Here is a 25,968-nt window from a genome sequence, read left to right as displayed (position 1 = left end):
CTTTTTTTGTGGAGCCGGATCTTCTGACTGGCCGCTTTTTTCTGGGATACTAAAGGCATTCTTACAAAGTTCGGATAAGGCCAGAAACTCTTCAACTCGAGATATTGCAGTTGGTGATAGGCAAAGGAGCAGCAATGACAAGGATCGATCTGACCGTACCGTTCTCACAGAAAGATGAAGCCAAATCTCTCGGCGCCCGTTGGGACCCAAATCTTAAAACCTGGTACGTCCCCGAGGGCGTCGAGCCAGGTCCCTTCGCCCGCTGGCTATCGGTGCCAGAGGACTTAGATCTGGAACATGAACCGGAATTTCGCGTCAGGGCACCTTATTACTATGTGATCGAGTCAGTTTCCGATTGCTGGAAATGCTCCAGTCGGACGCGCGTATTCTCGTTCATGCTGCCCGAGAATCATGAAGAGTTCGATTACTTTGTGGACGAGGATGAAGATTTTTCCCTCGCCAGCAACCTGGGTGAGTGGAAGTGCCACGAGTACCGTGGAACAGTCTCTAATGTGCAAAGCCTGTCGCCTCAGGTAACTAAACAGATTCGTCGATTTACCGACCATTTCAAGTACGCCTACAGCAAGACGGCTGACAGCCGGTACCTCATGAACCACTGTGAACACTGCGGAGCAAAGCTTGGCGACTTCTTCATGCACGGTGAGCCTGGTGGGGCGTTCTTTCCTACGTCACCAGCCCAGGCTCAGCAAATGATTCTCGCCAGAATCGACGAGAGATTTGATGCCGACTGTAGCGTTGGTTTCGCCACCGAGGATTTCTTCGACTGGATGCAGATGCGTGAGCAATTTGGGCAGCAGATTTAAGCAGTGCTTTGCGTGAGAACATGAAGCGCATCATGGCGCTCTATTGATTTGTTCAATTTTTTAGGCCGGCTCGACCTCGTTCAGGCGAGCATTCTCGCCTTAATGGGTGTCCGGAATCATTAGACCACTACAGCTCGAGCTACCCAACCATCCCATAGCAAACACTAATGTCACCTTTTGGATATATCTGCCCTTCTCATTCACTCAAATGGATTGACGGCAATATACCTACCACGTAGGCAATGTATGGTCAGCCCACCTCCTGCAATCGCAGTTCGATGAGCGGTAAAGCATGCTTGCGCTAATGTATCCGGGCTCATTCTGGGCAATCTCGCTGCCCGGCCCTTGATGAGTATTCGCCGCCCAACTGTCCTCAAAAACCCCTAAAGCCTCGAAGGCTGCTTTGCCTATCAGGTTCTCAGTCAGGCCATGAGCTGTTTATCGTCATCATCACTGCGTAGCAAAAGCCGGTATGTCTACGTTTTACTCAGATCATTGACGCGTTGTAGGTGCCGCCTCGTCTGAGCACCGCCCATACGATTCTTGCCAGCTTGTTCGCTAAGGCACATGCCACCTTGTTCGGATGCTTGCGTGCCAACAAGTTTCTTACCCACTGCCCAAGGGCATCCTCGCGTCGATCTATTCGAATCATGAGCGCTCGAGACCCTTGCACCAGCAGGGTTCGCATGCGCCTGTCACCTCGCTTGCTGATACCCAGCAATACGGGTCTCCCGCCTGTAGAGAACTGTCTGGGAACCAGTCCTAGAAAAGCGGAAAGGTCTCGTGAAGTCTTGAAGTTGGAAGCGTCTCCCAGATCCGCCACAAGTGCGCTGGCGGTGATAGGTCCAATGCCAGGAATAGTCATCAGGCGTGTACCGGCATCGTCTTGCGCCAGTTGCTGCTTGATTTGCACATCACACGCCCTGATCTCTGCATCAAGACGCCGAATATCCTCCAGTAAATGCTCCATGATCCTTTTGAGCTGAAGCGGCAGGTCGCTACGTGAATTGTCAATCAGCTCAGGCACTTTGGCGATCGCTGCCTTGGTGGCGGGCAAGGCAATTCCAAACTCAAGCAAAAAACCATGCACCCTGTTGATGGCTTCAGTACGGTGGCAAACCAGTGACTCGCGAAGACGATGTTGTACGGAAAGTACCTGCTGCTCCACAGTCTTGGCGGCAACGTAATGGGTACGTGGTCTGGAGGCCGCTTCGCAAATGGCTTCGGCATCAATGAAGTCATTCTTGTTGCCCGTCACATAGGGCTTCACATGTTGCGGAGCAATCAACTTCACCCGATGCCCCAGCGAGGCGAGTTTTCTGGCAAGCCAGTGAGAGCCACCGCACGACTCCATTGCAATGGTGCAAGGTTCAATCTGAGCCGCAAACTGCAGCAGGCGATTGCGGTTGAAGCACTTGCGCAGTACCTGGTGGCCGCCTGCATCATGGCCTATGAGGTGAAAACTGTTTTTACCAATGTCGATGCCTAAAAGTTTGAGGCCGTTGTTCATGAGCGATCTCCTCGACGTTAGAGAGAAACCCGGAAAGTGTAGACACTCCGGGTTTCTCGGATCGGGCTGACCATCTCATTAGCTCTCGACCCATCGGCTTTAGATTGACACCACTGGATGAATCCAAAATAGTGGCACTATGACAGCCTGCTCTCGCGTCTGCTTACCCGGACGGCGCGACGGCAGTGCACCTCTTTTTCTGCCTACTGGGACGTAATATGCAGACTGAACCAAAGCCTTTGTCCTCTGGATCCCGTTGGCTTCGATGGGATCCCCACGTGCACGCGCCAGGCACGTTGTTCAACGACCAATTCAAGGGGGACTGGGAAGGTTATCTCAAAGCTCTGGAAGAGGCTTCTCCGGCGATCAGCGCGATTGCGGTGACAGATTATTACCTGCTTGATACCTACAGACAGCTGATTGAGCACAAGCAGGGGGGCAGACTTCCACGCTGCGAACTACTCTTTCCCAATGTCGAAATTCGCTTCGATGTAGGAACTGCAAAATCGTGGATCAACGCCCACCTATTGGTGTGCCCCGACGAAGAAAATCACCTGGAAGAGCTTGAGCGCTTTCTTGCCTCGCTCACCTTCAAGGCCTTTGATGACGAGTTTAGGTGCGCCCCAAGCGATTTGAGAAGGCTTGGAAAGCGAGCGAACCCTGACATCCAAGATGACCAGGCTGCCCTGCGACATGGCGCTGAGCGCTTCAAGGTTTCGTTTCAAGAGTTAAAAGACAAGCACAAAAACAGCCAGTGGGCACAAGCCAACCTGATCATCGCAGTCGCGGCGAAAGAGAATGACGGTACCTCCGCACTGAAAGAGGGTGCCGATGAAGTATTGCGGCAGGAAATCGAACGGTTTGCGCATGTCATTTTTGCCTCCAACCCAAACCAAAGGGATTTTTGGCTAGGTAGAAAAGCTTTATCCGCAGAGAACCTGGTTGAGCGGTACAACGGCCTGAAGCCGTGCTTGCATGGCAGCGATGCCCATCAAACTGCCAAAACTGGAGTGCCTGATGGGAAAAGATATAGCTGGCTCAAGGGAAGTCCTACCTTCGACACGCTCCGACAGGCTTGTATTGATCCGGCAGGTAGAGCTTTCATTGGAGAGGAACCACCGCCTTACGGGAATGCTTCCGAGGTCATCTCCCAAGTCGATATAACCAATGCGCCGTGGCTCAAGACACCAGTCCTGGCTCTGAACCCAGGCCTGATTGCCGTGGTAGGCGCAAGAGGCTCAGGAAAGACCGCGCTGGCTGACATCTTGGCGGCAGGCTGTGACGCTCGAGGCAACGCAATTACAGGGCACTCATTCTTGGTGAGGGCACAAGACCACCTACAAAATGCTGAAGTGAATATCACCTGGTGCAACGGTGACACGCAGGCCAGCCCGCTAAACCAGACGACTGACGATGAGTTCGTGTACCCAAGAGCTCGGTATCTGTCGCAGCAGTTCGTGGAGGAACTTTGCTCCGCCGATGGTATGACGGACGGCCTCCTGGCAGAGGTCGAGCGGGTAATTTACGAGTCGCACTCCCCCACCGAGCGTGAGGGGGCCATCAGCTTCAATGATCTGAGAGACATCCGTTCTGAGCGATATCGGGAGGCTAGGCGGCGCGAGGAAGAATCACTCGGCAGTCTGTCAGAGAGAATCAACACCGAACTCGAAAAACGCAGCCTCGTACCCCAGTTGACCACGCAGGTGCAGGAAAAAGATTCGCTGGTCAAACGGCTAACCGAAGACAGGAGCAAGCTCGTCGCGAAGGGCTCAGAGGTCAGGCTGTCCGGATTGCAGTTACTGACCGCCGCCTCAGAAAAGGTTGCCGGCTATGTGCGGTATTACAAAGCCCAAGAGCAGCAGATTCTTCTGATGCAGGATGAAGTCAACAATGTTCGCCAAGTCGTGGCGCCCAGTGATCTTAGAGACATCCAAGCACGCCATACCAAAAGTGGTCTGGGGAATGACGAGTGGAGTGCTTTTTTTAGGGACTACGAAGGCGACGTCGGAGCCATCCTATCGAAAATGCTGCTCAAGGCTCAAAAGAACAGAGACGCATGGATAGGAACCCCACCGGCTCCGAACGAGGACGCTCAACAGGCGTTTATTGCTGAAGGCGCCAAGCTTGAAGAATGCAGTCTCTCGTTGCTGCAGGCAGAAATTGGTCGCCTCCAGCAACTGGTCAGCGTCGACCAAGACACCGCCAAGCGATTCAAAGAACTATCAACAAAAATAACCACGGAAACTGAGCTATTGCGGGCCAGCAGGGAGAAGTTAACCGACCATGTGGGTGCCTCCCAACGTCTCGAAGTCTTGGTGAGTGAGCGGTGCGATTCATACAAGCGCGTTTTCTCGGCCCTCATTGCTGAGGAGCAAGTTCTCCAGGAGCTCTACTCGCCCATCAAACAGCGCCTGGAAAGCGCCCAAGGAACTCTCAACAAGCTTTCTTTCTCGGTAGCCCGAACTGTCGACATTGAGGCATGGTCAGCCGAGGGTGAGTCCTTGCTCAACCTCTCTAAAAAGGGCCCTTTCAGAGGCCGAGGTACCTTGCGCGAAAAAGTGCTCGAGTCGCTGAATACTCCCTGGCTCTACGGAGATGACGAGACCGTGCTAGCTGCGCTGAGAGAGTTTATTAGGAACTACCATGAACAGCTCGTTGAGCATGCGCCAGTAGCCACATCGGATCTGGCAGAGTATCGGCGGTGGACGAAACGCTTAGCCCAATGGCTCTACGGTACTGACCACATCTCTGTACGTTACGCCATAAATTACGACGGCGTCGAAATCCAGAAACTCTCTCCTGGCACCAGAGGAATTGTGCTGTTGCTGCTTTACCTTTCGCTTGATGCGAAAGACAGCCGGCCACTGATTATTGACCAGCCAGAAGAAAACCTCGACCCCAAGTCAATCTACAACGATCTCGTCCCACTGTTCATGGCCGCCAAGTCGACTCGACAAGTCATCATGGTGACCCACAATGCCAACCTAGTCGTGAACACGGATGCCGACCAAATCATCATCGCTGAATGCGGCCCTCATGGTAACGGGCAGTTGCCTCCTATCACCTATTTTTCGGGCGGACTGGAGGACAGGCTTATCCGGGAGCGGGTATGCGAGATTCTCGAAGGTGGTGAGACCGCGTTTAAGGAGCGTGCTCGCCGACTGCGGGTTCGGCTGTCTAGGTGACTTTTCAAGTCGCCGCGCGATGACGAACTCGGTCAACGAGCCGCAGCTTGACCACTCAAGCGTTGTCCAAGCCATCAGCAAGCAGCTTTGCGGTGAATCCAAAACCACATCACATCCTGACTTCGCTCGCGGCGTACCTAATGAATAATGGAGCACATGATGTCTGATCAACTGCATTTCACTCGTCAGACTTTACTGGCTGCATCAGATTTTATTGAGAAAGCAGAAACAAGCGCCGGTTTTGACCATATGGTGCAACGTCTAGAACTGGATCAGTGGGTACCGTCGGGGAGCGAGCTGTCGGTTGCCAAAAAAAGATTGATATTCAACAAGGTACTTCTAGAACGGGCAGAGCTTGTTTTCTGGGCCAGGGAGGGTCAGATGACACTTGGTGAAGCACTTGCTCGTGAAGCAGTTCGGCTCATGCACTGCCCCTCTAGGCACGTGCAGCAATTGCCGTTGGAACGCTGCCTGGCAAGGGATGGGTTCGTCGTCTCATGGGATGCAGGGGATTGCGGACAAGGCAACCCACCTTGGCTGAGACGAAGCTTGCCAGCAAATGTGGATTTGTCTGCTGGGGATGATCAGGTTCATCAGCACCTGAAGCATTTCGGGTTCGTGAGATCGTGCGGTCATCTTGATCAGGCGATTGACGCGCATACCAGAGGCGACTGGGCAGCTGCTAATGCTCAGATCAGGACATTCATGGAGAGCCTCATTCTGGAGATCGCAACACGGATTGCCTCCGCTGACCTACCTCCGAACCCTGGTTTGAACAATGGCTTTCAAGCCTTGGCCAAGTGCGGGTTTCTATCCGAGAGCCGTTCCGAATGGAACCAGGATGCGAAAGGTATGTTGAACGGGCTGATGAAGATGTTGCACTCCGATGGTTCGCATAAAGGACTTTCGGATGAGGATCATTCCACCATGCGTCTCCATATAACCCTAGTGGTCGCTAGGGCAATATTAAATCGCCTAGCAAATAACAGGTGAGGACGACTCACGTCTAAAGCGCCTCGAGCTGTTGGCTAGTAAACTCTGATGACCAGGCTCGGGGCTCACGTCCACACTTCGACCATCCTGGCCCGCGCGCTCCGCTTGGATACTACCCGAGGTCATTTCCTTGCTTGGACGTTACCTTCAGTTCCCACATACTGCTGAGCATCCGATCAAAGGCGAGGCCGGGCAAATGGGTTGGCTATTTTGGAAAGACAAGCGCCCCGATTGGGTTCAGGCAGAGGAACGGGAGTTCATCAAGGCTGCGAACCGTTTAAAGACGCTTCACGTCACGCCTCGCGGAGGCATGCGCATTGACCCAGAGGAGATCAGGGATCAGATGCTTGAGGCCCGAGAGTTATACAAAGACCTAGTTCAGAAACAACGATAGCGAGCACCCAACTGATAAACCCCTCACTACATAGGGCAAGCGATGACCTCCTAGAACATGCGGTACTGGTTGAAGAGGTTCGCGACACTGTCGACGTTTTCGCGGGTGCATTCGATGACTTCCATGTGTGGCTCCCTTGCGGGTTGGCTGGGAGAGATTCTGACCCGGGCGCCCGCACCTCGCAACGATCAGGGTATTAATTAACCGGCGAAGTATGGGGCGTGGCGCTACGGGCAGACACCCTCGCATCTGCGCGCGTCGCTTGCGGTCAGCCCGTCGTTACTTGCTCGACATGTCACGCCTTGGCTAACTTCCGATGAGCATTTGTGGTTGGATAGCCTTTGATCAGTAGCATAATATTGCGATAAAAATCAGATCGACCTACACGGAGCGCGCCACAGAATGGATACAGAGCTGGAGAGATTCCTCCATCTAATGTCAACAATCAACATTGGAAAAACAAACCTCGTCACAGGAAACAATGGCACTGGTAAATCTCGTTTTTTTGCAATTGCAGCTGCCCAGGCCATTAGCAAAACAGGAGTTCTTGACTCAAGATTTCGACAGCTATTATGCCTATCTGGCACCCACAATGATAAATACCCAAAACAAATCTGGAATGCAGGCCCTGATGACTGGGGTATTTGCTACCTAGGTTATAAAGTCGCCAACAATATGATTTCTGACATTGCACCATTCCGCGTTATTGTCGGTGCCCTACTGGGCGAAGGTTCAATTCGTCGGAGTAACCCAGAGGCTGTCAGTTTCTGCCTAGAAAAGCTCAACATCGATCCAGAGATAAAGCTTCACTTCAGGTATGGAAAAAATAGGAAAGACGGATTATACGATTTTGTTAGTAACGAAGTGATCGTCAATCTTGCGTCCGCCCAGGAGGACATGACCATGCTTGCGATCAAAGGGGCACTCAGAGAGAAAGGTCTCTCGCTTCAAACAATATCAGTGAAGAGAAACAGCCGGTATTACACGTTGTCGGATCTGAGCTCTGGCGAACGGTCATACATGCTTACCTTGCTTGGGGCATTATACTGCGCAAAAAACAGAGCGCTCATATTTTTTGACGAACCCGAAAACTCCTTGCATCCTGGCTGGCAAAAGACCATTCTCAGGGATTTTCGGAAAGTGCTAGAATTAAATGGCATCAGTACAACAATTTTAGTTGCGACCCATTCCCCTCTAATAGCCGGAAGTGTGCCTAATAACGATGCATTTACCTGCAACTTTCCAACCGACCAGAGATGGCATGAGTCTGACCTGTATGGCAAGACAGCTGATAGCACATTGAAAGATCAGTTTAGTATTTACTCTTCCCGCTCTACAACTGTCGTTAAAATTACGCAAATATGCCTTAGCTTCATAGCGAAGGGCGACCTAGACCACCCCGAACTATATCGAGCGATTGATACTCTGCTTGAATTTGGATTAACTCCCGAAACTGGCGACCCGATGCGCGAAATCCTCCATACTTTGTCCTATTTGAGAGAGCATCATGAGTTGCCCTGACCCCTTGCTCCGCAATCACGCGAAAATCCTGCGATATAAGCCTTACAAGGCGCTAATTGCGAATTTCCTGAACAGCCAGATGAAATGGAGTGACGAAGAGCTAAAACCAGTTAGGGATGCAATTAGACTTTCAATCAGAAAATCACAAGCTCAGTCCTGTTATTACTGCCGAAGAATTATTCCGTTAGAGCGTAGAAATGTTGGGGAGGCTATCGAACACTTTCTAGACAAGTCAAAACTGCACTACAGAAGATGGGCATTCCACCCATTAAACCTTGTAATTGCATGCCAGCCTTGCAATATGGTGAAATCAACAAAGGAATTAGGAGACAACGCCGTAAAAGTGGCACCTTTTCTTCAACCGCTCATCGGCGAGTTCAAATGGCCTCACCCTTACTTTGATAGCTACGACGAGAATGTACATATATCACCTGGGCCGATTTTTTCCGCTGTACCAGGCTCACGTCGCCAGCGGCAAGCAGCTGCTATGATTAACGACTTGAAACTCGACTCTCTTGCTAATCTCGACGACAGGGTACAATTCGCCGCATCTGAGCTTCAAAACTTACAAGCGAGGCTCTTAAGAGTGGCACGCAGGCGAGGCAGGATAATTTCTCAAGACAGGTATGATGCTTTTCTGGATGAAATCGAGACTAGGCTTGACAGAGCAATGTTTGAGATATTCGGGATCTAGTATGTAGTGAGCACCGCCACCTAGTTCTCAATCACTAGGTAGCGGCACCGAAACAAAAGGTCGGTTTGCATGCTCAAATCATTCATCTAATGCTCGACTGCTCACGGGGCAGTGACGGTGTTAGGGCATTCTCCTCAGAATGATCTCGTACAGACTGACGTGCAGATGCCGGTGTCGCTGAACGGTTATGAACTGGCCCAGATCTCTCGTGTTTTCAGACCCATACTGCCCATCGTAGCCACCACGATACCAGCCGCGTGATCAGTTGCCCCGGTCTTAGAATTTTCCTGATTGGGCCTAACGCAGACAGACTCTGGAGATCAATTCCACCTCAGATTGATGCCCATCTCATGCCAGGTGCTGATCTCGTCAGAAGTCATCGCCTGGATGTATCGGCAGCGCTGCTCCCGAAAAAAGTCGACGTACTGATCTCTGCAACGCAAATGGACTGACTTCTTGTTGAGGTCTTCCGGAATGGACTCAAGATTAGCGATCAGTGCTTACAGGAAACGATCTCGTTGAAACGACGGATCGACCGCAATGGATCGTAAGCGCTCCATAAAACTCACATTCAAAGCACTAAGCTAATGCCAGATGCTGGGCTCCCGATTCCCAAACCGGAGTCGAGCGTCTAGGCTGCTGGGCGCATGCTCGACGCAAGTTTGTTGAAGCACAGAAAGTGCAGCCCAAAGGTAAAACGGGGCGTGCCGATATCGCGCTGAACCTGATCAACAAGCTGTATGGGATCGAACGCGACTTGAAGGCCAGTAGCGACGCTGATCGTAAAATCGGCCGTCACGAACATAGCCTGCCCATACTGGCTCAGTTGAAAAGCTGGATCGAAAAGACGCAGCCACAGGTCACCGCTCAGAATACCCTGGGCAAAGCCATTAGTTACCTCGCAAGTAACTGGAGCAAGCTGGAGCGATACGTTGAGGAAGACTACCTGCCGCTCGATAACAACACAGCTGAACGCGCGATCCGCCCCTTCGTGATCGGAAGAAAGAACTGGCTGTTTAGCGACACGCCCAAGGACGCCACGGCCAGTGCTCAACTGTACAGCCTGGTCGAGACTGCCAAAGCCAACGGCCAAGAGCCCTATGCGTGGCTGCGCCACGCACTTGAACGTTTGCCAACGGCGACATCGGTAGAGGATTACGAAGCCTTGCTGCCGTGGAACTGCGAACCTCGACTTCACAGCTAAGCGCTTTACTTATCTTTAGCCAAGTGAGGTTTATGGAGCGCTTACGAAGCTTTTATCTTGTGTTCTCCCGTGAGCGATTCAGGGGAACCACATAGGCAGCATCGGTCAGTTTGGTATGGTTCGAAAAAAAACCCCATCGGACGGCCCCTTTGGATTTAGAGATATCTGGATATGTCGACGAACAAGGCCGTTGGCTTGAAAGCACGGTGATAGTGACAGCCGGCGAGTTTGAAAATCACCTTACCACTTCGGCCAAACTCAATCAGGTTGACTTTGCTAGCCGGCAGCTCGAGCTAATGCTGCTGCTAGTGTACTGTCTCAAAAATAAATGCTCTGTAAAATCGTCTATGCTTGCTCGTTGATTACACCGTTGGAGGCGAAGAAATGAGCGCCCAAGATATCGTCCTGAGTTCTGAAGAAAGCGCCGAGCTGAGCCGTCGCACACGATCAGCCACCATCAGTCAGCGTGACGGTCGCCTCGCGAGGGTCATCCTGTTAGCTGCTCAAGGTTGTTCAAGGGTTGAAATAGCCCGCCTGGTTGGATTCTCTCTTCGCTCAGTCACTCTTTTGGTGCAAGCGTTTTCAAGAACAGGGACTAGACGGTTTGATCGATAAGCCTGGCCGCGGACGTAAGTCATTCTTGCCGCCAGACGCTATGGCTCGAGTGCTTGAGCAAGTGGTTCAACCTCGTATTGGCCAACCTCGCTGGAGCTGCCGAAGCATGGCGCAAGTCGCAGGTATTTCTCCGTCCAGCGTCCAGCGTATATGGGCTACCAATGACATAAAGCCGCACCTGACTCGTACGTTCAAGCTGTCCAACGATCCCAACTTCGAAGAGAAATTCTGGGACGTCATCGGTTTGTATCTGGATCCTCCTGACAAGGCACTAGTGCTGCGCTGCGATGAAAAAAGTCAGGTTCAGGCCTTGGAGCGTACCCAGCCGGGACTGCCTCTGGGCGTCGGCCATATCCGCACGCAATCGCACGATTACATTCGCCATGGCACCGTGACCCTGTTCACTGCGCTCGATTACCTTGAGGGGAGGTTGATCAGTTCTATCGAGCGCCAACACCGGCATCAGGCGTGGCTGGACTTCCTCAAGAAAATCAATCGGGAAACGCCCAAGCACCTTCAATTGCACCTGATCGTCGACAACTACGCCACGCACAAACATCCGAAAGTGAAGGCCTGGCCCGAAAAGCACAAGCGCTTCCATATGCATTTTACCCCGACCTCAAGTTCGTGGATGAACATGGTTGAGCGCTTCTTTCGAGACATCACGGTATACCTGCGCGACGGTAGTTTCAGCTCGATTCGCGAATTGGAAAGCTCAATCACCACATTTCTGGCACTGCGAAATGCCGAACCGACTCGCTACGTTTGGAACGCCAAGGGAGAAGATATTTTGAACAAGATACAGCGAGCCCGCGCGGCAATGACCACGCAGGCATGAGAGAAGTTAATTTTGAACGGTACACTAGCAAGCAGGCGAGCCATTATCATGACAATTAAAATCTCTCAAATCTACCACCCAGTCGGACACGGCACTTTTCATACAGGGACCGCCTGGGGCAACAAACACGGTATGTTTCGATGGGCTTACGACTGCGGATCCAAGCGAAAAAAATATTTAGCCGCAACCATTACAGAGTTAGCGAGGTACTCATGTAAATGGCGATTCGATGCAGCCGTGGATTTATTGGTAATTTCACATTTCGATGATGACCATGTGAATGGTGTCGAGCAATTCTTGAGGACATGGAAAGTAAAGTGGTTGGCAATACCATACATCCATCTCGCCCAAAAGTTAGAAAGCACCTCTGATCATGGAGGAGCATCTTGCTCCGATTCGACCGCTCTCTTCCAACTGGATCCCGAACGCTGGTTAATTTCTAGGGGTTTAGAAGGACGTGTAAAGAAGATTTTACAGGTCAGAGGTGGCCCGCAAGAAAAAACTGAGGAACGCGACTCTCTATTGCCAGAAGCCCCTTTGGATTCACCCGACGAACATGACCCTGAGGCGCATGCTTCAAATAGCCGGAGTCCTTACGGCACGTGGCATGGCGTTTCCGAGCTTGATAAATTTGCTAAACCTGAAAGTAGCTCTTTAGACACAGGCACCAAATCTTCTAGCATGTACACATTAAACCACCACCAAGCTTTCAAAGCATTAAACTCAAATATTGAATTTATCTTTTACAACTCTGACGAGCCCAGTCTCTGCACAAAATTGGAAGCTGGCTTAGTGGTAGCAAAACGCTCAGGGGTTGATCTCAACCTAGTCTCCGACGAGATCAAAAAAGTCGTATTAGGGTATAAAATCGGGATCCCAGGATTTGAACCAAGATCAGGTTGGCGAAAAAAACTTCGATACGTATACGACCATCACTTTGGAAAAAGCAGTAAAAAGCGCAACAGTATTTCTCTATGCTTGTACACCCGTCCGATAGCAGACACGCCGATTACGACCGACACAACCACCGGGGAGTTTATATTCCGCAATGCGAATCTCTCGCTTGGCGACCTAACGATCAATCCTCATACCATCAGATCACTAAGAATGCATTTGGGAGACGGACGGTGGAGCGCACTTTCCACAGTTCAAATACCACATCATGGATCGAGACACTCTTGGCACGCTGGGGCTGCCAGTTTCTTTGCTGCTCCATATTTCATCCACTGTGTACCCAACAGCTCTACTCACCACCCTCACCCAGAGGTAACAGCCGATCTAAAAACAAAAACATCAGGCACCGAAGAAGATCCTAACAGATTGACATTTGAAGCCAACTACATCCTCGGAGTTAAAAGCTATATGGAGATGTCCGACATCTATAGCTCATCACCCGGAAGTATAAAGTCATGTGTAGGCCAGTGGTGTTATTTGCTTTGCGAGTAAAGCGCACAATATTTAAGTGTGCGCCACTCACTTTAAATCAGACGGAGGCTTTTACAGGTAAAGCAGACATGTATGATTGCCAGTGTTCTTTTATCTGAGCGTAGACCATTTGCTCTCCTCTCTTTACAAGCTGCTCAATCCACTCCTCATCCATCGCCTTGAAATTTGTAGGGTAGCCGGCCGTTTCCTCCCGGCTTACCAAACCAATTGGTGGAAACTTAAGCTTACTGTCCTCCTGCCCAAGGTATGGGAGTAAAACACCTTTAAATATCTTTGCGCTTTCAAGGTCAAAGAGACGATTAGTTGCTAGATTCTGCGCCCGTGCAAAAACACTTTCGAACGCAGCCCCCATTCGCGACATCCAAACAGATGATGGCTCAGTCACATCTAGACCGTAGCCTGCACGGCACGCGATGATTCGGTCATGAGATGCCACCGGCAAGCTCTTCGGAGAATCGCGCTTGGGCCATAAAGGGGCGAGCCCGAGGTTGTCGTACACTCCACCGTCAGTCAACGTCACACGATGAGGCGTCAACACTCCTTTATCGTTGAGGAAGCTCCACCGCTGGTCGAGCGCAGGTAAGGCTGCGGGGTACGCTGCGGAAGCAATCACAGCGTCAGCCAACTCCACACCATCGCTCTTTACCGCTCCATAGCGCCAGCAGTGCAGGCTCTCTCGGGTATAGTAGAAGGCCGCTTTGGCCCGCAGCTCGCAAGCGATCACGATCAAATCAGGACGATCTCTCCTGAGATCCTTAAGTTTGACACCGCGGAATGTCTCGCTAAAAACACTTCGGAGAATCGTGGTACGGCTAGCTTTTCTTAGGAATGGCGATGAGTTCGGCCAACGCTCCCCGAGCTTCTTACTTCTGCGCCATAACCGCAATAACTTGAAAAGAGGGCGAAAAAATATTGCCACGGATCGCTCCACGGTTAGAGCGGTAGCGTAAGCCGCCGCTTTCACACCATCGAGCGAGGTAACCATTCGCTTCAAGGCCGGCACAACGAACCCCTGCCTCAGAACTTCACGCACCCGGGCCTCGAAGTCCTCAAAATCTCCAGGATGGCTGCAATACAACCCTGCCAGCACGCTTCCGCCAGATACGGCAGTGATCGTCGAAACCCGCTGTAGGATTTCTAGATCATGTAAGGCGCGAAGACATCCCAGATGAAATGCCATAGCTCTAGCTCCGCCTCCAGACAAAGCCAGCGCTATAGATTCTGAGCTACTGTCCAGCGAAACCTCATTTACGGTCATGCGTCACCACTCCTTCCAATACGCCACGCTCCTGCCAGCCAGCTCGAAGCCAGCTGTCACGCTCTCCGCAGATGGCCATCACGTAAGGTGAGCCAGCGGGTTCCAAGTGTTTTGTCAGATGGCCATATACCTCTTCATCATCGCGGCTTGGCCTGGCTGGTACGGCACCAGGATGGCTATGCCACTCTCCGACGTAGTGCAGTCGCCCAGCGGAAGCTTCGGAGATCGCCTCAATGCGCGGTTTGAGATCTTTGATGCCGCGGATGAAGTAAGTTGGCGAACGCGTGCTGTCGGGAGGAGCTGGCAGTGCAGCGACGATGTGGAGCACATTGCAGACGAGATCGAAGCTTCCCATCAGAACGCCACCGGTTTCATTCCTGCCAGACTGACGTCGCAGTTCACGAATTGTTTGTACAACTTCGTCGGACACGGTGACCCGCATGCCACCGTTACGGAATCGATGCGCAGGATAAACAGGCACCGCCACAGAATCGACCGCGCCAGACACCGTGTCCATTCTCCAAGTGCGGAAGCTCGCATTCTCTTCATCAACAATCTGAGTCAGACGCCCGGCGGCTAAGCCACACAGGGTATGAACCTGCCACGGAGGTAGTGGACGAGATAAATCTTGGCAGGCATTCGCATAGCGAATCCGGTCCATCCGCGCCGCCGCAAGGTGACCTTTGAGCTTTTCCTCATTGGCTACCGCCCAGAAATACTGCGCCTCGATCTCATCGATCCGCGTGTCCCTGGACAAGCTTTCTGCGAGTACAACCAGGTCAGAACCACTCGGTCCGAAGAACGCACTTACAACCCGGTTAGCCGGCTGATCGGACAACCAGCCCACAACTGCGGGCGACGCACTGAAGTCGACGGTGATTTCCGCGCTGCGCAGGGCGGCATCAAGCACCTGAGCGTCACCACCCGGGTTGAATACATCAACCGCGATGAACTCGTTACCAGTAGCCGCCAAGACATTATCTAGCTCATGGCGCAGGATCTCTGCCTTCCTGAATCCGACTGCACCGTCCCGTTGAACCTGCCTAACTACGTTATGAGGCAGCAGAATGTCATTATCCACGACCGTCCAAGTGCCCAATCCCGAGCGGGTAGTCACCATGGCCACATTCGAGCCAATCGCCCCCGCCCCAATACCCAGAAAACTCACATCCTTCGGTCGGTCGATGCCAGAGAATTTTCTCGCCGAGGCACGGTTTAGTCTCGTGACCACACGCCACGGCTCAAGACGAATGGAAGCTAAATCCACTCCGTGAGTAGTGCCGAGAACGGTGATGGTCGTGACACCTGCCATCGTTGCAGTGATGCTCAAACGTTCGCCAAGAATGGCTAGGGATTCAAGGTAGCTGTAACACCAGACCTCGACCTCCTCATCATCACCTTCATTGATACGTCGCTTTGGCACCATGAGTAGCAGTATGGGCAAGCGCTCAGTGGCCTTTTCAAGCTGCTCAGGCTCCTTCAGCCAGTCGGCGAAATCACCAATAAGATCGAAGCCAAAGCCTTCGTTAAGCTTATGGAGCGCACCAAGGTCATAGGGAGTTAGCGCCAAGCCTCGATGAACCTGCGAAGGCAGACGGCGGGCGTACACGGCAAACTTGATCTTACCCCCCTCTTTAGGAGGCTGCGGCCCAACTGCGACAGCGTATCGACCACCATTCTCCACAGCCCATTGAGCATGCCAGGTACCATCAATACGACCTGGAGGCACGATGAGTGTGTGAGCCCCAGGGTGGATCAGTGGCTCTAAATTCTGCTCATCATCATGGAGCGTCCCGGCGGCCATAGAAGAGAACCAAGATCTAATACGCTCAATGAGCACCTGTCCAGTGAGCCCCGTTGCCAGGTCGGACCAATTCTCTTCCCAGATGCAAAGGCACAAGCCGCCGCCCGTATCTGGATCAATATTCGTGTGTACCATACCCACAGGGAAATCGGCTCGCTCAGAGCGCACCCTAGGTGGCCAAGAATCGTCATTGGTCATGAAGACTATGCTGATCGGCTCTCTGGAACAGATCGGCACTTGACGGCGCTGCTCCAGCCCCAGCTCAAGCTCGATGTCCAGACGATCCTGAGCGCCGTCTTGGCTAACGGAAAGCAGAGTCGCGTATGGGTAGCTTTCAGACTCTAGAAGGTACTGCACAACCGAACGAGCGAGCCGCGAGCGAGGCACATTAAACTGCCCAGTCATGATCAGATCCCCGCGCGCGGGGCGGGCGTCGCAATCACGATCTTGCTCGGTTCCTTCTTGATCTTGTAACCGGTGCTCTTGATTTCAATCACTAAAGGTTCAGGCTTGCTTTTTGAAGGGTGCTCCATCGAAACGACCCACTCGCCCCCCAGATGCTTTGCAACCCCTTTGTAGTAAGCCGCAGCTTGGCGATGTGGGGGCTGTTTATCTTCGTCATCAGAAGGGATGACCTTACTAGTCGAAACCAGAAGCCCCCCACGCTGCCCGGCCTCTTCGTATAGCCACTTAGACGAAGCAGAGGGCTCAGTCTTGTCCTCGCCTTTCTCGTCAGACAGAGACTTGTAACTACAGTGGTGCGGGATGTTGTTGATGTCCCATTCCAGACGATGCTCTCGGTCGTGGTAGCGGGTGACATCGACGATGTCATCAATCACCTCGTGGGTGACGTCAGCAGACAAAATCAGCTTGGTTTGTTGACCATCCACTTCGAACGTCGCCTGCATGAACAGCGCATCGTTATTGCGAACACGCACGACATTTTCTCCGTCGCGCTTCCCGAATGGGGAGTGCACGAAAAATTCGACACCGTCATGTTCGAGGTTGAACTCCGGGCACAGTGTCCCTGCGTCGGTGATCAGGTTACGACGCTTTTTCGGCTCGATGTCACGCTCGGTCAGGAAATCATCAAGCTCATCAGGACGAGAGAAGACACGCACCCCCTCCCCCTTGATGAAACGATGCCGCGCCTCAGCGCGAAGGGTACGAGCCTGTCCAGTGACCCCCTCCTCCAAGACAGCATGTGCCGGAACCCACAATGATTTGATCTTGATGCGATCGTCGTCCTGATACTTTTCCGCATGCTCAAGCCAGAAGACCTCCTTGGCCCGGTTGCAGTGGTCTTTGTCCAGATGAGTGAACGCAACCACATCGATCGTCTTGTCATCCCCAAGGATGTCGCGAAGCTGTTTTTCAAGGTCGCAACGCTTATCTTCGTCATCGTCCGAACAATGCATGTCAGCGAAATCGAAGAGAATGCGACGGCCGTTTTCCAACTCGATCAAGCAGGTATCGGCGTTGCCGATGGGGAAGAACCGAACAATGTGCATACTAGGTCCCTTAGGATGGAGTCGTCCGAATAGCATGAGGCCATCTTTTCATCACGCAGCCAAAATTACTACATCTTGTAGGGATAAATCAACATAGGCACAACATGAGCGAATCTCTGTGAAATTTTCATCCTGTTTGCCCAATCATAAGCTGACTTAAAGGTCAAAATCAGAGGGTTCTAGGCAGGGCCCGGCCCACTCTCTGTCATAAACGCAGCTTTCGATGGAATGCGGGCCTGCCAACGCTTGGTAGCTTAGGAGTCCTGAATGCACCGGATATAGCCATCGACATCGGCGGGGGCTTCTTCGATAGGAGGCGGGGCGGCATATCCCTCAGTAGAAAGGGTTAAGAGGCCGACCGTGAGCAGGGTGATAAGCGCATTCATACTTCAGGGCCCACGATAGAAACTTGGAAGGCTGTGGCTAAAGACTCTGCATAGACCCGTTTTTAAAAGAACACGAACTAATGACAAAGGCTTTGGCCGTGATCACTGTCGGCCTGATGAGTTCGTACTGATCTAAGCGATGGCCAATACACACGTCTTTAGCATAGGCCGAAGGATAGACAGTACTACAACTCTAAAGCACCCCCAAGAGCCGTAAGCCAGTGACACCTACACTAATCACCGCAACAGTACTGGCGGCATATACTCCCCGCACCGCTTTAGCCTGCCCTGCCTGCAAAACATTGATGGCTGCTGAGGTTCTCTCTCTTTGAGCCTCCAGCGCTTGGCTAAGCGAGTGGATTTCCAGCACGCGTTGTTGATCAAGGCGCTGACCGTCCTCCAAAGCTTGGAGGATCTGTTTGATGGCCATGTCCTGGCTTTGGTCCACCGTCGATTTTTCTTCCAAGAGTTTGTCGATGGAGGCCAGTCGGTCTGCTTTGCTAGCGAGTAGCTTGTCTATGGACGACAAGCGTTCAGATTTTGTCTCAAGCAGCTTGTCGATAGACGCTAGGCGTTCGGTTTTCGACTCCAAAACAGAGTGGATTTGGCCGATATCCTTACTCTGCTTGGCTACCACTGCGGTCTTATGGGTCAGGACACTTTTGATGTTATCGATGTCTTGGCGACTCTGCTGTACGACTTCGGCCTTAGCGATAAAGTCATTTTTTAGGTTGTCGATGTCCTGCTTGTTTAGATCAATCCGGGTCTGGGTGGATTTGGAGCCTTCAGCGATCTTGCAGAAAATATCGTGTGCCTTGCCTGCGAATTGCTGTCCGGTTTCGGAAAGCTCTTGGAAGCGACCTTCGCTGTCGGTCCAGCCGCTCTTGGCGCGCTGTTCCAACTCACCGATCACCGCCGCTAGAAACGAATAGCTCATAGTGTTGAGCGTAATGATTTCTTGAATCAAGCCAAGCATCAGCTCGTTAATCTTATTCTGCGACTTGGAAATGTCGATCAGGTCGGTCTTTGAGCTAGCGAACATACTTTTGATCATGCCGCGCTGTTCGATAGCTCCGGTTTTATCGGTCGATTCGGAGATGCTTCGTTCGATGTCCTTGATCACATTAAGCAGGTCGGAAGCGATCCCCGCCGGTGTCATTTCCTTCTTAACGACAAGTTCGTGAGTACTCATTAAAACAGCTCCAGTAGATCGTCCAAGCTATCAACCGCTTTGCGGTAATCAGCGGCTTTAGTGGTGGTCACGGCCTTCATCGCTTGGACTTCGAACCAGTCCTCGGCGAAGGTAACACGTAACATTTCGGTGGTAACGATGACATGCCGATAGGCACTGTCGAGCATGAACATTGACTGTTTGATTTTTAGAAGCCCGACTGCCTGTCCGCGGTGGACATCGGCGAGTTGTTTGTTCTGAAAGGCAAAGGAGTCCCGCAGACGGTCGAAGGCCATAACGGTGAAGAGTGTCAGCGCGCCAGTGACAACTCCGGTAATAACCGGGGCAATGGTCGCGGCAAAGGGCAGTAGCACCGGTATAGCTTCAAGTGCTTTCTGAATTACTTCTTCCAGGGCGATACCCACACAAAGCGCAATCGAAGACGCGAGGATCTTGGCAACCTCGACAGCGATATCTTTAGACTCTGTGCCCGGCGGCGGCGCCATAATCAACTTAACTGCGCGGACGATTGAAAGTACGGCTTCGCGAATCATCCGTACCAGATTTTTCGCGGTAGTGATGAAAGAGTTGATGATCAACGTCACAAATGTCGACAGAAAACCGCTGATCCCGGCACTCGCCCCCTCTTTCAGGTAGTCCGCCCACTTCAGCTTTATCCGCTCGTAGGTCGCCTGGATGCGCTCCTTGATGAGTTGCATTAGTGGCTTGGCCTCGGCGAGCCCTTTGCTCACAAGATAGCGAACATCTTGGACTAGCCCGTCGATCAGGTCCTTGAGCAGCAGACCAAGGATCTGCCTGGCCACCAACTTGCCCGACGCCTTGGCACCCTCGACCAAAAACTCGCCGGATTGCTTACTAAAAAGCGCGCGGTTCTGGGTGCTGCCCACTGCCTTGGTTGCTTTCTTGTACTTGTCGAGGAGGGTCTGCTCATCCACTTCAAAGTATTCGGCGTTGGTTTTGCTCGGATCTTTACTACTAGGTAAAGCAGCCCACTCCAACAGATCCTTCTCCCCCTTGGAGCAGTTCATGTTGAATGCAGTCAACACTACGTTGTCATCAAGGGTGGCGGTCATAACTCGCTCTTCGCGGGTTTGCCCAAGCTGCCCTTTTGCCGAGCGCTCGATGCTGCTGGCGCTGACGACATGATCACGAGCGTCCATGCGAGGCCCCTCAGGAATTTCGCTCGCAACTTTGTAGCCATCATAGAACTTGCCATCCGCACTGCGCATGTCGTCATGCGCATCATTCAGCGCAGCGTCATAGTCCTTGCGTTCGAAGCTCTTTTCGTTTGCTTGTTTCCAGGAAGCATGGCGAGCATCATCGGCATCGTTCGCGGCAATGCCTTTCTCAAAATTCTGCAACGTTGTGATCGCACCGCCATCGCGGTCATCGAACATCGCTCTGGTCAGTCCAAATGGCCCCATTAGCTGGTCAATCATCATGTTTTGGAACTCGTCGATGAAACGAGTCTGCTGGTGCTGCTGGGGGGCGTTGTTGATCTCTTCGATCAAGGACTGAATCTGATCATCGATTACAACTACCAGATCGCCGGAAATCGGTTGCATCGCATTGCCTCAAGTGCCGTGGCCAGGCGAATTGAATCGCAAGGCGGTCCAGTGGATACGCGTCTAGGATCAGCGGAATGAGGCCTGAGGCTCTCCTTCCATGGATTCAGGTTTCAGCAGTACCTGGATTTAACGGCAGCACTTGCAGGATCTTTAGCTCGCATTAAATTTGAAACGATGCCCAAAGATGTCCGAAGTGCGGGATGCCAATCAAATATTCCGTCATGACCGCACACTTGCGCGAAATGCACGGTAATCGGCCAGATGAGTCAAAGCGCGGCGCTAACAACAAACGTAAACCTGCGCGCGTCATCAAATCGCTGCCTGAGCCAGTTACCACCTTGCGAACGTCAGGTCCAACTATCACGACCGTTTCACCATCATTGCCTCCCTCCCGAAGGGAATGCATCTGTCCGAAGTGTGGAGGAGATGGCGGGGTCCGGGGTGGATGCACAAAATGCGACGGTACAGGGTGGGTGGCGGCAAACGATTCAATAGAGGAACCTTTCCGGCCTGCTCATTCCCACGCGCAAGGAAATGTCATTTCTAACGCCAATTACCCGGGAGAAAACCTAGGCGCCAATTTTACAGATTCAGATGGCAGATTTGGCAGCTTGCCGATGCATGACGACTTCGGGGATGAAGGGTTCTCCTAGATCTGCAAGCAGGTATCTTGCGTCACAGCTGGAGGTGGAGCCACCCGAGACTCAAGAGTTTGCCTATCTGCGTTCGATTGAACGCCCGGCAGCAATCGAGGAACTGACGACATCTGAAAGGATGAGAAATAAGTAGTGACTAACCGTACTGCAGATTGGATAGCCGAATCGCCAAACCCAGCAAAATATGGTGTCCCAGGGCAGGTTCGAACTGCCAACCTTCCCCTTAGGAGGGGGATGCTCTATCCAATTGAGCTACTGAGACACTGATGCCAGCACACCGATTGGTGCCAGCGAGGACGGCGAGCATCTTAACGATCTGAAGCGGTTTTGTCATGTCGTCATTGCCTGCCAGCGACGTAGTCCCTATCCGCAGGACACGCCCTACTCAGGGCAATCATGCATTTTGCACTACTCCAAAAAGCCATCATTGCAAAACGCAAGAGAAGGGTATTTTCTTTCTCATTCAAGCCATTGTTTTTAAAGGATTTTTTTCTTAATTTCAGTTGGCATGCAGACTGCATTATCAGTAGCAGCGAACCACCCCTCCCTTATGATGTCCGGGCACAGGTACTGAACAATGAACATGACTCTCTCAGCGTTGAATGCAGCAGCTCTGGTAGCCCTCATTGCTTTTCATTTTCAGGACACGGGCATCAAGAACGATCAGATGAGTGTTCAGCAGTCTCCGATTCATCATCAACTGAGCCAGGCGCCTCAGCTGGCTGTCATGACTGACAGAAGCGCCAGTGCAGCTATGCTGACCAATGACGCTCAGGAAAACCTGCAGGCTCCACGCGCCGACCAGCGCTGGGTTTTCTGAAACCGTCACACATAGCCCACCTTCACGAGAGAGTAGCCATGTCGAAATCCGCTTTGTCCTTCATGATCCTGGCACTTATGGCGGTTGCCGTTGATCTTCTGCTTCCCCTTCAGGCTCAGGCCTTGAGTACCGCGGCAAAAATAGGTGCTGGCGTGTTCGCGAGCCTTTTTGTTGTTGCACTGGTCGTCGGCCGTCGCTTCAAGTTCGATCCGGTCTTGCGCTAAGCGCTGGCCTGTCATCTGCAACCTGCTGATGGTTGTGCTGGTCGGTAAGGCTCACAGAGCTCTCTGACCGGATCATCGGCTCTGCCGGACGCCGCTTCCGGTATCGGGCACCTCCGCTCTCTCCTCTTGCTCTCTCTGTCTGCCAGACATCACGTCTGTCGGCATTCGCTCGTATTCCCGGCCTTTACCTTCTACGCTGAAGACAGATAGCCATCATGGCAAAAAGTAGTCAGGCGGGGATTCTGCTATCGGTTGAGCGGTTTTGATTGTTTTTACAAATCCGTCCGCAATTCTGATAATTGGTGCTGGCTAATCGCCTTTATCTGAGTCAATATTTGTCACAGAATTGACGCCAAGGATTCGACGGAATGGGGGATGATGCAGCCCCTTTCGATAATGCGGTGGAACATTTGGCCAAAATGACTGTCAGAAGCTCACAATCTTGCGGCCACTTGCTAGAACCGCTTCCCCTGAACTAACCGGTTAAATATATGAGCCCTATGAAACAGGCTACTTATTCCAGCCGCACGGCTGACAAGTTCGTTGTTCGCCTACCAGACGGCATGCGTAATCGCGTGCAAGAGGTAGCCAAGAATCATCACCGCAGCATGAACTCGGAAATCATTGCTCGCCTCGAACAAAGCCTGATTCAGGAAGGCGCCCTTGGTGATGAGCCAAGCATGCGTCTGGACAGTCCTGAGCTGTCTTTGCACGAACGTGAGCTGCTGCAACGCTTCCGCCAGCTTTCGCACCGGCAGCAGAATGCTCTGGTGTCGCTGATTGCCCACGACACGGAACTTGCTTCAGAAGAGTCGTGACAGTTAGCACAAAAAAGGCCAGCGTAAGCTGGCCTTTTTTTGTTTTGGGATACAACCTTAGTTGCTGTAGGAAACTTCACTACATCATGTAAGCCATACCCCAAAAAAAGAAACCGCCATTCAGGCGGTTTTTTTATTGGGTGCTGTTTAAAGCAGGAAGATGGTCGCAAGCCCGAGAAAGATGAAGAACCCTCCACTGTCGGTCATCGCCGTAATCATGACGCTGGCACCCATGGCCGGATCCCGGCCCAGCTTTGCGAGCGCCATCGGAATGGAAACACCCATCAGCGCAGCCAGCAGCAGGTTGAGCGTCATCGCCGCCGTCATCACCACGCCAAGCGACCAACTGCCGTACAGCATGTAGGCCACCACGCCGATCACCCCGCCCCACAGCAGACCGTTGATAAGGCCGACGGCGAGTTCCTTGCGCAACAGCCGCGAGGTGTTACCGACGTTAACCTGGTCCAGCGCCATGGCGCGGACGATCATGGTGATGGTCTGGTTACCGGAGTTGCCGCCAATGCCGGCAACGATAGGCATCAGAGCGGCCAGCGCCACCAGCTTCTCGATGGAGCCCTCGAACAGCCCGATCACGCGGGACGCCAGAAAGGCCGTGATCAGGTTGACCGCCAGCCAGGCCCAGCGGTTACGTAGCGAACGCCACACGGAGGCGAAGATATCTTCCTCTTCGCGCAGACCCGCCATGTTGAGGACTTCGTTTTCGCTCTCCTCACGAATCAGGTCGACCATTTCATCGATGGTCAGACGGCCGATCAGCTTGCCGTTCTTGTCGACGACAGGCGTTGAGATCAGGTCATAACGCTCGAACGCTTGCGCGGCCTCGTAAGCGTCGTCTTCCGGATGAAAGCTGACCGGATCGTTGGCCATCACTTCACCGACCTGCTTTTCCGGGTCATTGACCAGCAGACGCTTGATCGGCAGAACACCCTTGAGCACGCCGTCGATGTCCACGACGAACAGCTTGTCGGTATGACCGGGCAGCTCCTTGAGCCTGCGCAGATAGCGCAGTACGACTTCCAGGCTGACATCCTCACGGATGGTCACCATCTCGAAGTCCATCAGTGCCCCAACCTGATCCTCGTCGTAGGACAACGCAGAGCGGACGCGTTCACGCTGCTGCGAATCCAGGGCTTCCATGAGCTCATGGACGACGTCACGAGGCAGCTCGGGGGCAAGGTCGGCGAGTTCGTCGGCGTCCATGTCACGGGCGGCTGCGAGCAGCTCGTGATCATCCATGTCGGCGATCAGGGTTTCACGAACGGAATCCGACACTTCCAGAAGGATGTCGCCATCGCGCTCGGCCTTGACCAATTGCCAGACGGAGAGACGGTCTTCCAGAGGAAGTGCTTCGAGAATGTAGGCGACGTCAGCAGAGTGGAGGTCGTCGAGCTTGCGCTGCAGCTCGACAAGGTTCTGCCGGTGAACCAGGTTTTCTACCCGGTCCTGATGTTGACCTTCCTGACGGTGAGTCAGGTCTTCAACGATACGCTGGCGCTGCAGTAGCTCGATGACTTGAGCAAGACGATCCTGCAAGCTTTCCTGCGTTTTTTTGACTTCTCTTTCGGTCATAGGCGAACTCCACTCCCAGCAGCGGAGCACGCCGGGGAGATCAATCAGTTAATTCATGATTGGTGAAACAAACTATTGAGTAACTACTGGGTAAGTCCATGGAGGTATTCCACAAGCCCCGGCGGGGCTGACGGGCGCAATGATACACCGCTTTGAGCGAAGCGCACGCGGGAAATTCAGCCCGAAACAGGCGCTTGCGACGCAAACCTCAAACGTTATGCAGATCGACAGGGGTTCGACGTCACATTCAGCCAACAAAACACGTTCGCTCAACCGCAAGAGCGCCATTAGGCTGTCACGACCGCTGTCATCAAGGATAGAAACATGCGTATCACCCGCCATCTTTCATTGTGGAGCACCCTGCTCTGCCTACCACTGATCACCCAGGCCAATACCGTGCAGCGTTGTGAAGACGCTTCCGGCAATGTGATGTTCACGACACTGGGTTGCCCTGAGGGGCATGCCAGCCGCTCACAGCGCGCCTTCAACGCACCGCCTGGAAGCGTGCAGGACATGATGCTGCCATTCGCAGATGACAAAGAGACTCGGCGGGATCGATCCGCAAACAGGGAAATCGTGGTGGTCGGCCAGCGGGATGATGGTTGCGGCAATCGATTGAGCGCTGATCAGCGTCGACAAGCCATCATCAACCAGCGCACGCCACCGGGCATGACGCAACGCGACGTCGAGAGCCTGCTCGGGCGACCGGATAAAGTGACCCATAACAATGGCGAACTGCGTTACGTGTACAACCAGAAGAAAGGTCGCAGTAACACCGTGACATTCGATGAGAATGGATGCGTGAAAGGAAAACGCTAGAAAGCAAAAAGCCCGTATCTTTCGATACGGGCTTTTTGGTGTTTGGTGCACTCGACAGGATTCGAACCTGTGACCGCTCGGTTCGTAGCCGAGTACTC

General features: G+C 52.7%; 17 protein-coding genes, 1 tRNA gene and 2 pseudogenes. 12 read left to right on the top strand and 8 right to left on the bottom strand.

Translation table 11 applies throughout. The annotated features are described in order from the left end of the window. The first annotated feature begins 134 nt into the window (after positions 1-134). The gene (locus QRN20_RS24065; RefSeq protein ID WP_122418528.1) at positions 135-824 is read left to right on the top strand and encodes a DUF5710 domain-containing protein; all 690 of its coding nucleotides are present in this window, start codon (positions 135-137) and stop codon (positions 822-824) included. Positions 825-1,311: 487 nt separating this feature from the next. On the opposite strand, the gene QRN20_RS24060 is transcribed toward QRN20_RS24065, so the two are convergent. Next, entirely contained in the window at positions 1,312-2,334 is a 1,023-nt protein-coding gene (locus QRN20_RS24060) for an IS110 family RNA-guided transposase (RefSeq protein ID WP_088235470.1), read from the bottom strand. Between the two features lie 218 nt (positions 2,335-2,552). Between QRN20_RS24060 and QRN20_RS24055 the strand changes: the two genes are divergently transcribed. The 7 genes and pseudogenes from QRN20_RS24055 (at position 2,553) to QRN20_RS24025 (ending at position 13,224) form a co-directional block, all read left to right on the top strand. Beyond that, a complete protein-coding gene (locus QRN20_RS24055; protein ID WP_122501319.1) occupies positions 2,553-5,519 on the top strand; it encodes a TrlF family AAA-like ATPase in 2,967 nt (988 codons plus the stop codon). Positions 5,520-5,678: 159 nt separating this feature from the next. Further along, the gene (locus tag QRN20_RS24050; protein ID WP_122418029.1) at positions 5,679-6,512 is read left to right on the top strand and encodes a hypothetical protein; all 834 of its coding nucleotides are present in this window, start codon (positions 5,679-5,681) and stop codon (positions 6,510-6,512) included. 796 nt (positions 6,513-7,308) lie between these two features. Next, on the top strand, positions 7,309-8,427 hold the full coding sequence (locus tag QRN20_RS24045) for an AAA family ATPase (protein ID WP_122418027.1): 1,119 nt from the start codon (positions 7,309-7,311) through the stop codon (positions 8,425-8,427). 79 nt (positions 8,428-8,506) lie between these two features. Then, positions 8,507-9,121 (top strand): HNH endonuclease family protein, encoded by a 615-nt coding sequence (locus tag QRN20_RS24040; protein ID WP_134743249.1) that lies wholly within the window; start codon positions 8,507-8,509, stop codon positions 9,119-9,121. A 610-nt stretch (positions 9,122-9,731) separates the two neighbouring features. Then, positions 9,732-10,325: pseudogene (gene tnpC / locus QRN20_RS24035) on the top strand (IS66 family transposase); the annotation flags it as partial. A 384-nt stretch (positions 10,326-10,709) separates the two neighbouring features. After that, positions 10,710-11,778, top strand: a pseudogene (locus QRN20_RS24030) (IS630 family transposase). 48 nt (positions 11,779-11,826) lie between these two features. After that, the gene (locus tag QRN20_RS24025) at positions 11,827-13,224 is read left to right on the top strand and encodes a ComEC/Rec2 family competence protein (RefSeq protein ID WP_134743247.1); all 1,398 of its coding nucleotides are present in this window, start codon (positions 11,827-11,829) and stop codon (positions 13,222-13,224) included. A 37-nt stretch (positions 13,225-13,261) separates the two neighbouring features. On the opposite strand, the gene QRN20_RS24020 is transcribed toward QRN20_RS24025, so the two are convergent. From QRN20_RS24020 to QRN20_RS23995, 6 genes are all read right to left on the bottom strand, one after another. Then, positions 13,262-14,482 (bottom strand): patatin-like phospholipase family protein, encoded by a 1,221-nt coding sequence (locus QRN20_RS24020; RefSeq protein WP_122417833.1) that lies wholly within the window; start codon positions 14,480-14,482, stop codon positions 13,262-13,264. Further along, a complete protein-coding gene (gene cap2-3, locus QRN20_RS24015; RefSeq protein WP_285361394.1) occupies positions 14,469-16,691 on the bottom strand; it encodes an anti-phage 6A-MBL system cap2_3 protein in 2,223 nt (740 codons plus the stop codon). Before cap2-3 ends, QRN20_RS24020 begins: the two co-directional genes overlap by 14 nt. Positions 16,692-16,693: 2 nt before the next feature. Then, positions 16,694-17,797, bottom strand: coding sequence for an anti-phage 6A-MBL system MBL-fold protein (mblB, locus tag QRN20_RS24010; RefSeq protein ID WP_122417831.1), 1,104 nt, complete (start codon positions 17,795-17,797; stop codon positions 16,694-16,696). Positions 17,798-18,376: 579 nt separating this feature from the next. Further along, complete coding sequence (locus QRN20_RS24005; RefSeq protein ID WP_122417830.1) at positions 18,377-19,375, bottom strand: hypothetical protein; 999 nt, start codon at positions 19,373-19,375, stop codon at positions 18,377-18,379. After that, the gene (locus tag QRN20_RS24000; RefSeq protein ID WP_240994951.1) at positions 19,375-20,940 is read right to left on the bottom strand and encodes a hypothetical protein; all 1,566 of its coding nucleotides are present in this window, start codon (positions 20,938-20,940) and stop codon (positions 19,375-19,377) included. The genes QRN20_RS24005 and QRN20_RS24000 overlap by 1 nt, the downstream gene beginning before the upstream one ends. 844 nt (positions 20,941-21,784) lie before the next feature. Beyond that, positions 21,785-21,861, bottom strand: a tRNA-Arg gene (locus QRN20_RS23995). Positions 21,862-22,176: 315 nt separating this feature from the next. On the opposite strand from QRN20_RS23995, the gene QRN20_RS23990 reads away from it, so the two are divergent. The 3 genes from QRN20_RS23990 to QRN20_RS23980 all read left to right on the top strand — a co-directional run bounded on the left by QRN20_RS23990 (position 22,177) and on the right by QRN20_RS23980 (position 23,461). Further along, the gene (locus tag QRN20_RS23990) at positions 22,177-22,419 is read left to right on the top strand and encodes a hypothetical protein (protein ID WP_025993737.1); all 243 of its coding nucleotides are present in this window, start codon (positions 22,177-22,179) and stop codon (positions 22,417-22,419) included. A gap of 38 nt (positions 22,420-22,457) precedes the next feature. Then, positions 22,458-22,643, top strand: a complete 186-nt coding sequence (locus tag QRN20_RS23985; RefSeq protein WP_029242304.1) for a PA3371 family protein — start codon at positions 22,458-22,460, stop codon at positions 22,641-22,643. Between the two features lie 491 nt (positions 22,644-23,134). Then, positions 23,135-23,461, top strand: a complete 327-nt coding sequence (locus QRN20_RS23980) for an Arc family DNA-binding protein (RefSeq protein WP_004884331.1) — start codon at positions 23,135-23,137, stop codon at positions 23,459-23,461. A 147-nt stretch (positions 23,462-23,608) separates the two neighbouring features. Here the strand turns inward: QRN20_RS23980 and mgtE are convergent, their stop codons facing one another. Then, positions 23,609-25,051 (bottom strand): magnesium transporter, encoded by a 1,443-nt coding sequence (gene mgtE / locus QRN20_RS23975; protein WP_004884330.1) that lies wholly within the window; start codon positions 25,049-25,051, stop codon positions 23,609-23,611. Positions 25,052-25,375: 324 nt separating this feature from the next. Here mgtE and bamE point away from each other — a divergent pair, with 324 nt between their 5' ends. After that, positions 25,376-25,870, top strand: a complete 495-nt coding sequence (gene bamE, locus QRN20_RS23970) for an outer membrane protein assembly factor BamE domain-containing protein (RefSeq protein ID WP_122417828.1) — start codon at positions 25,376-25,378, stop codon at positions 25,868-25,870. Positions 25,871-25,968 lie beyond the last annotated feature (98 nt).

Source organism: Pseudomonas sp. fls2-241-TYG-175 (genome assembly GCF_030209155.1).
GTDB lineage: Bacteria > Pseudomonadota > Gammaproteobacteria > Pseudomonadales > Pseudomonadaceae > Aquipseudomonas > Aquipseudomonas viridiflava.
Note: the sequence above shows the minus strand (reverse complement) of the source record. Positions and strands in the feature narration are given on the sequence as shown.

Excerpts from the sequence above, each read along its gene's own strand:
- bamE (WP_122417828.1), top strand. The coding sequence starts at position 25,376 with ATGCGTATCACCCGCCATCTTTCATTGTGGAGCACCCTGCTCTGCCTA.
- QRN20_RS24060 (WP_088235470.1), bottom strand. The coding sequence starts at position 2,334 with ATGAACAACGGCCTCAAACTTTTAGGCATCGACATTGGTAAAAACAGT.
- QRN20_RS24065 (WP_122418528.1), top strand. The coding sequence starts at position 135 with ATGACAAGGATCGATCTGACCGTACCGTTCTCACAGAAAGATGAAGCC.
- QRN20_RS24000 (WP_240994951.1), bottom strand. The coding sequence starts at position 20,940 with ATGCAACCGATTTCCGGCGATCTGGTAGTTGTAATCGATGATCAGATT.
- QRN20_RS24055 (WP_122501319.1), top strand. The coding sequence starts at position 2,553 with ATGCAGACTGAACCAAAGCCTTTGTCCTCTGGATCCCGTTGGCTTCGA.
- QRN20_RS24005 (WP_122417830.1), bottom strand. The coding sequence starts at position 19,375 with ATGAGTACTCACGAACTTGTCGTTAAGAAGGAAATGACACCGGCGGGG.
- QRN20_RS23990 (WP_025993737.1), top strand. The coding sequence starts at position 22,177 with ATGAACATGACTCTCTCAGCGTTGAATGCAGCAGCTCTGGTAGCCCTC.
- QRN20_RS24025 (WP_134743247.1), top strand. The coding sequence starts at position 11,827 with ATGACAATTAAAATCTCTCAAATCTACCACCCAGTCGGACACGGCACT.
- QRN20_RS24020 (WP_122417833.1), bottom strand. The coding sequence starts at position 14,482 with ATGACCGTAAATGAGGTTTCGCTGGACAGTAGCTCAGAATCTATAGCG.
- mgtE (WP_004884330.1), bottom strand. The coding sequence starts at position 25,051 with ATGACCGAAAGAGAAGTCAAAAAAACGCAGGAAAGCTTGCAGGATCGT.
- QRN20_RS23985 (WP_029242304.1), top strand. The coding sequence starts at position 22,458 with ATGTCGAAATCCGCTTTGTCCTTCATGATCCTGGCACTTATGGCGGTT.
- QRN20_RS23980 (WP_004884331.1), top strand. The coding sequence starts at position 23,135 with ATGAGCCCTATGAAACAGGCTACTTATTCCAGCCGCACGGCTGACAAG.
- mblB (WP_122417831.1), bottom strand. The coding sequence starts at position 17,797 with ATGCACATTGTTCGGTTCTTCCCCATCGGCAACGCCGATACCTGCTTG.
- QRN20_RS24040 (WP_134743249.1), top strand. The coding sequence starts at position 8,507 with ATGAAATGGAGTGACGAAGAGCTAAAACCAGTTAGGGATGCAATTAGA.
- cap2-3 (WP_285361394.1), bottom strand. The coding sequence starts at position 16,691 with ATGACTGGGCAGTTTAATGTGCCTCGCTCGCGGCTCGCTCGTTCGGTT.
- QRN20_RS24050 (WP_122418029.1), top strand. The coding sequence starts at position 5,679 with ATGTCTGATCAACTGCATTTCACTCGTCAGACTTTACTGGCTGCATCA.
- QRN20_RS24045 (WP_122418027.1), top strand. The coding sequence starts at position 7,309 with ATGGATACAGAGCTGGAGAGATTCCTCCATCTAATGTCAACAATCAAC.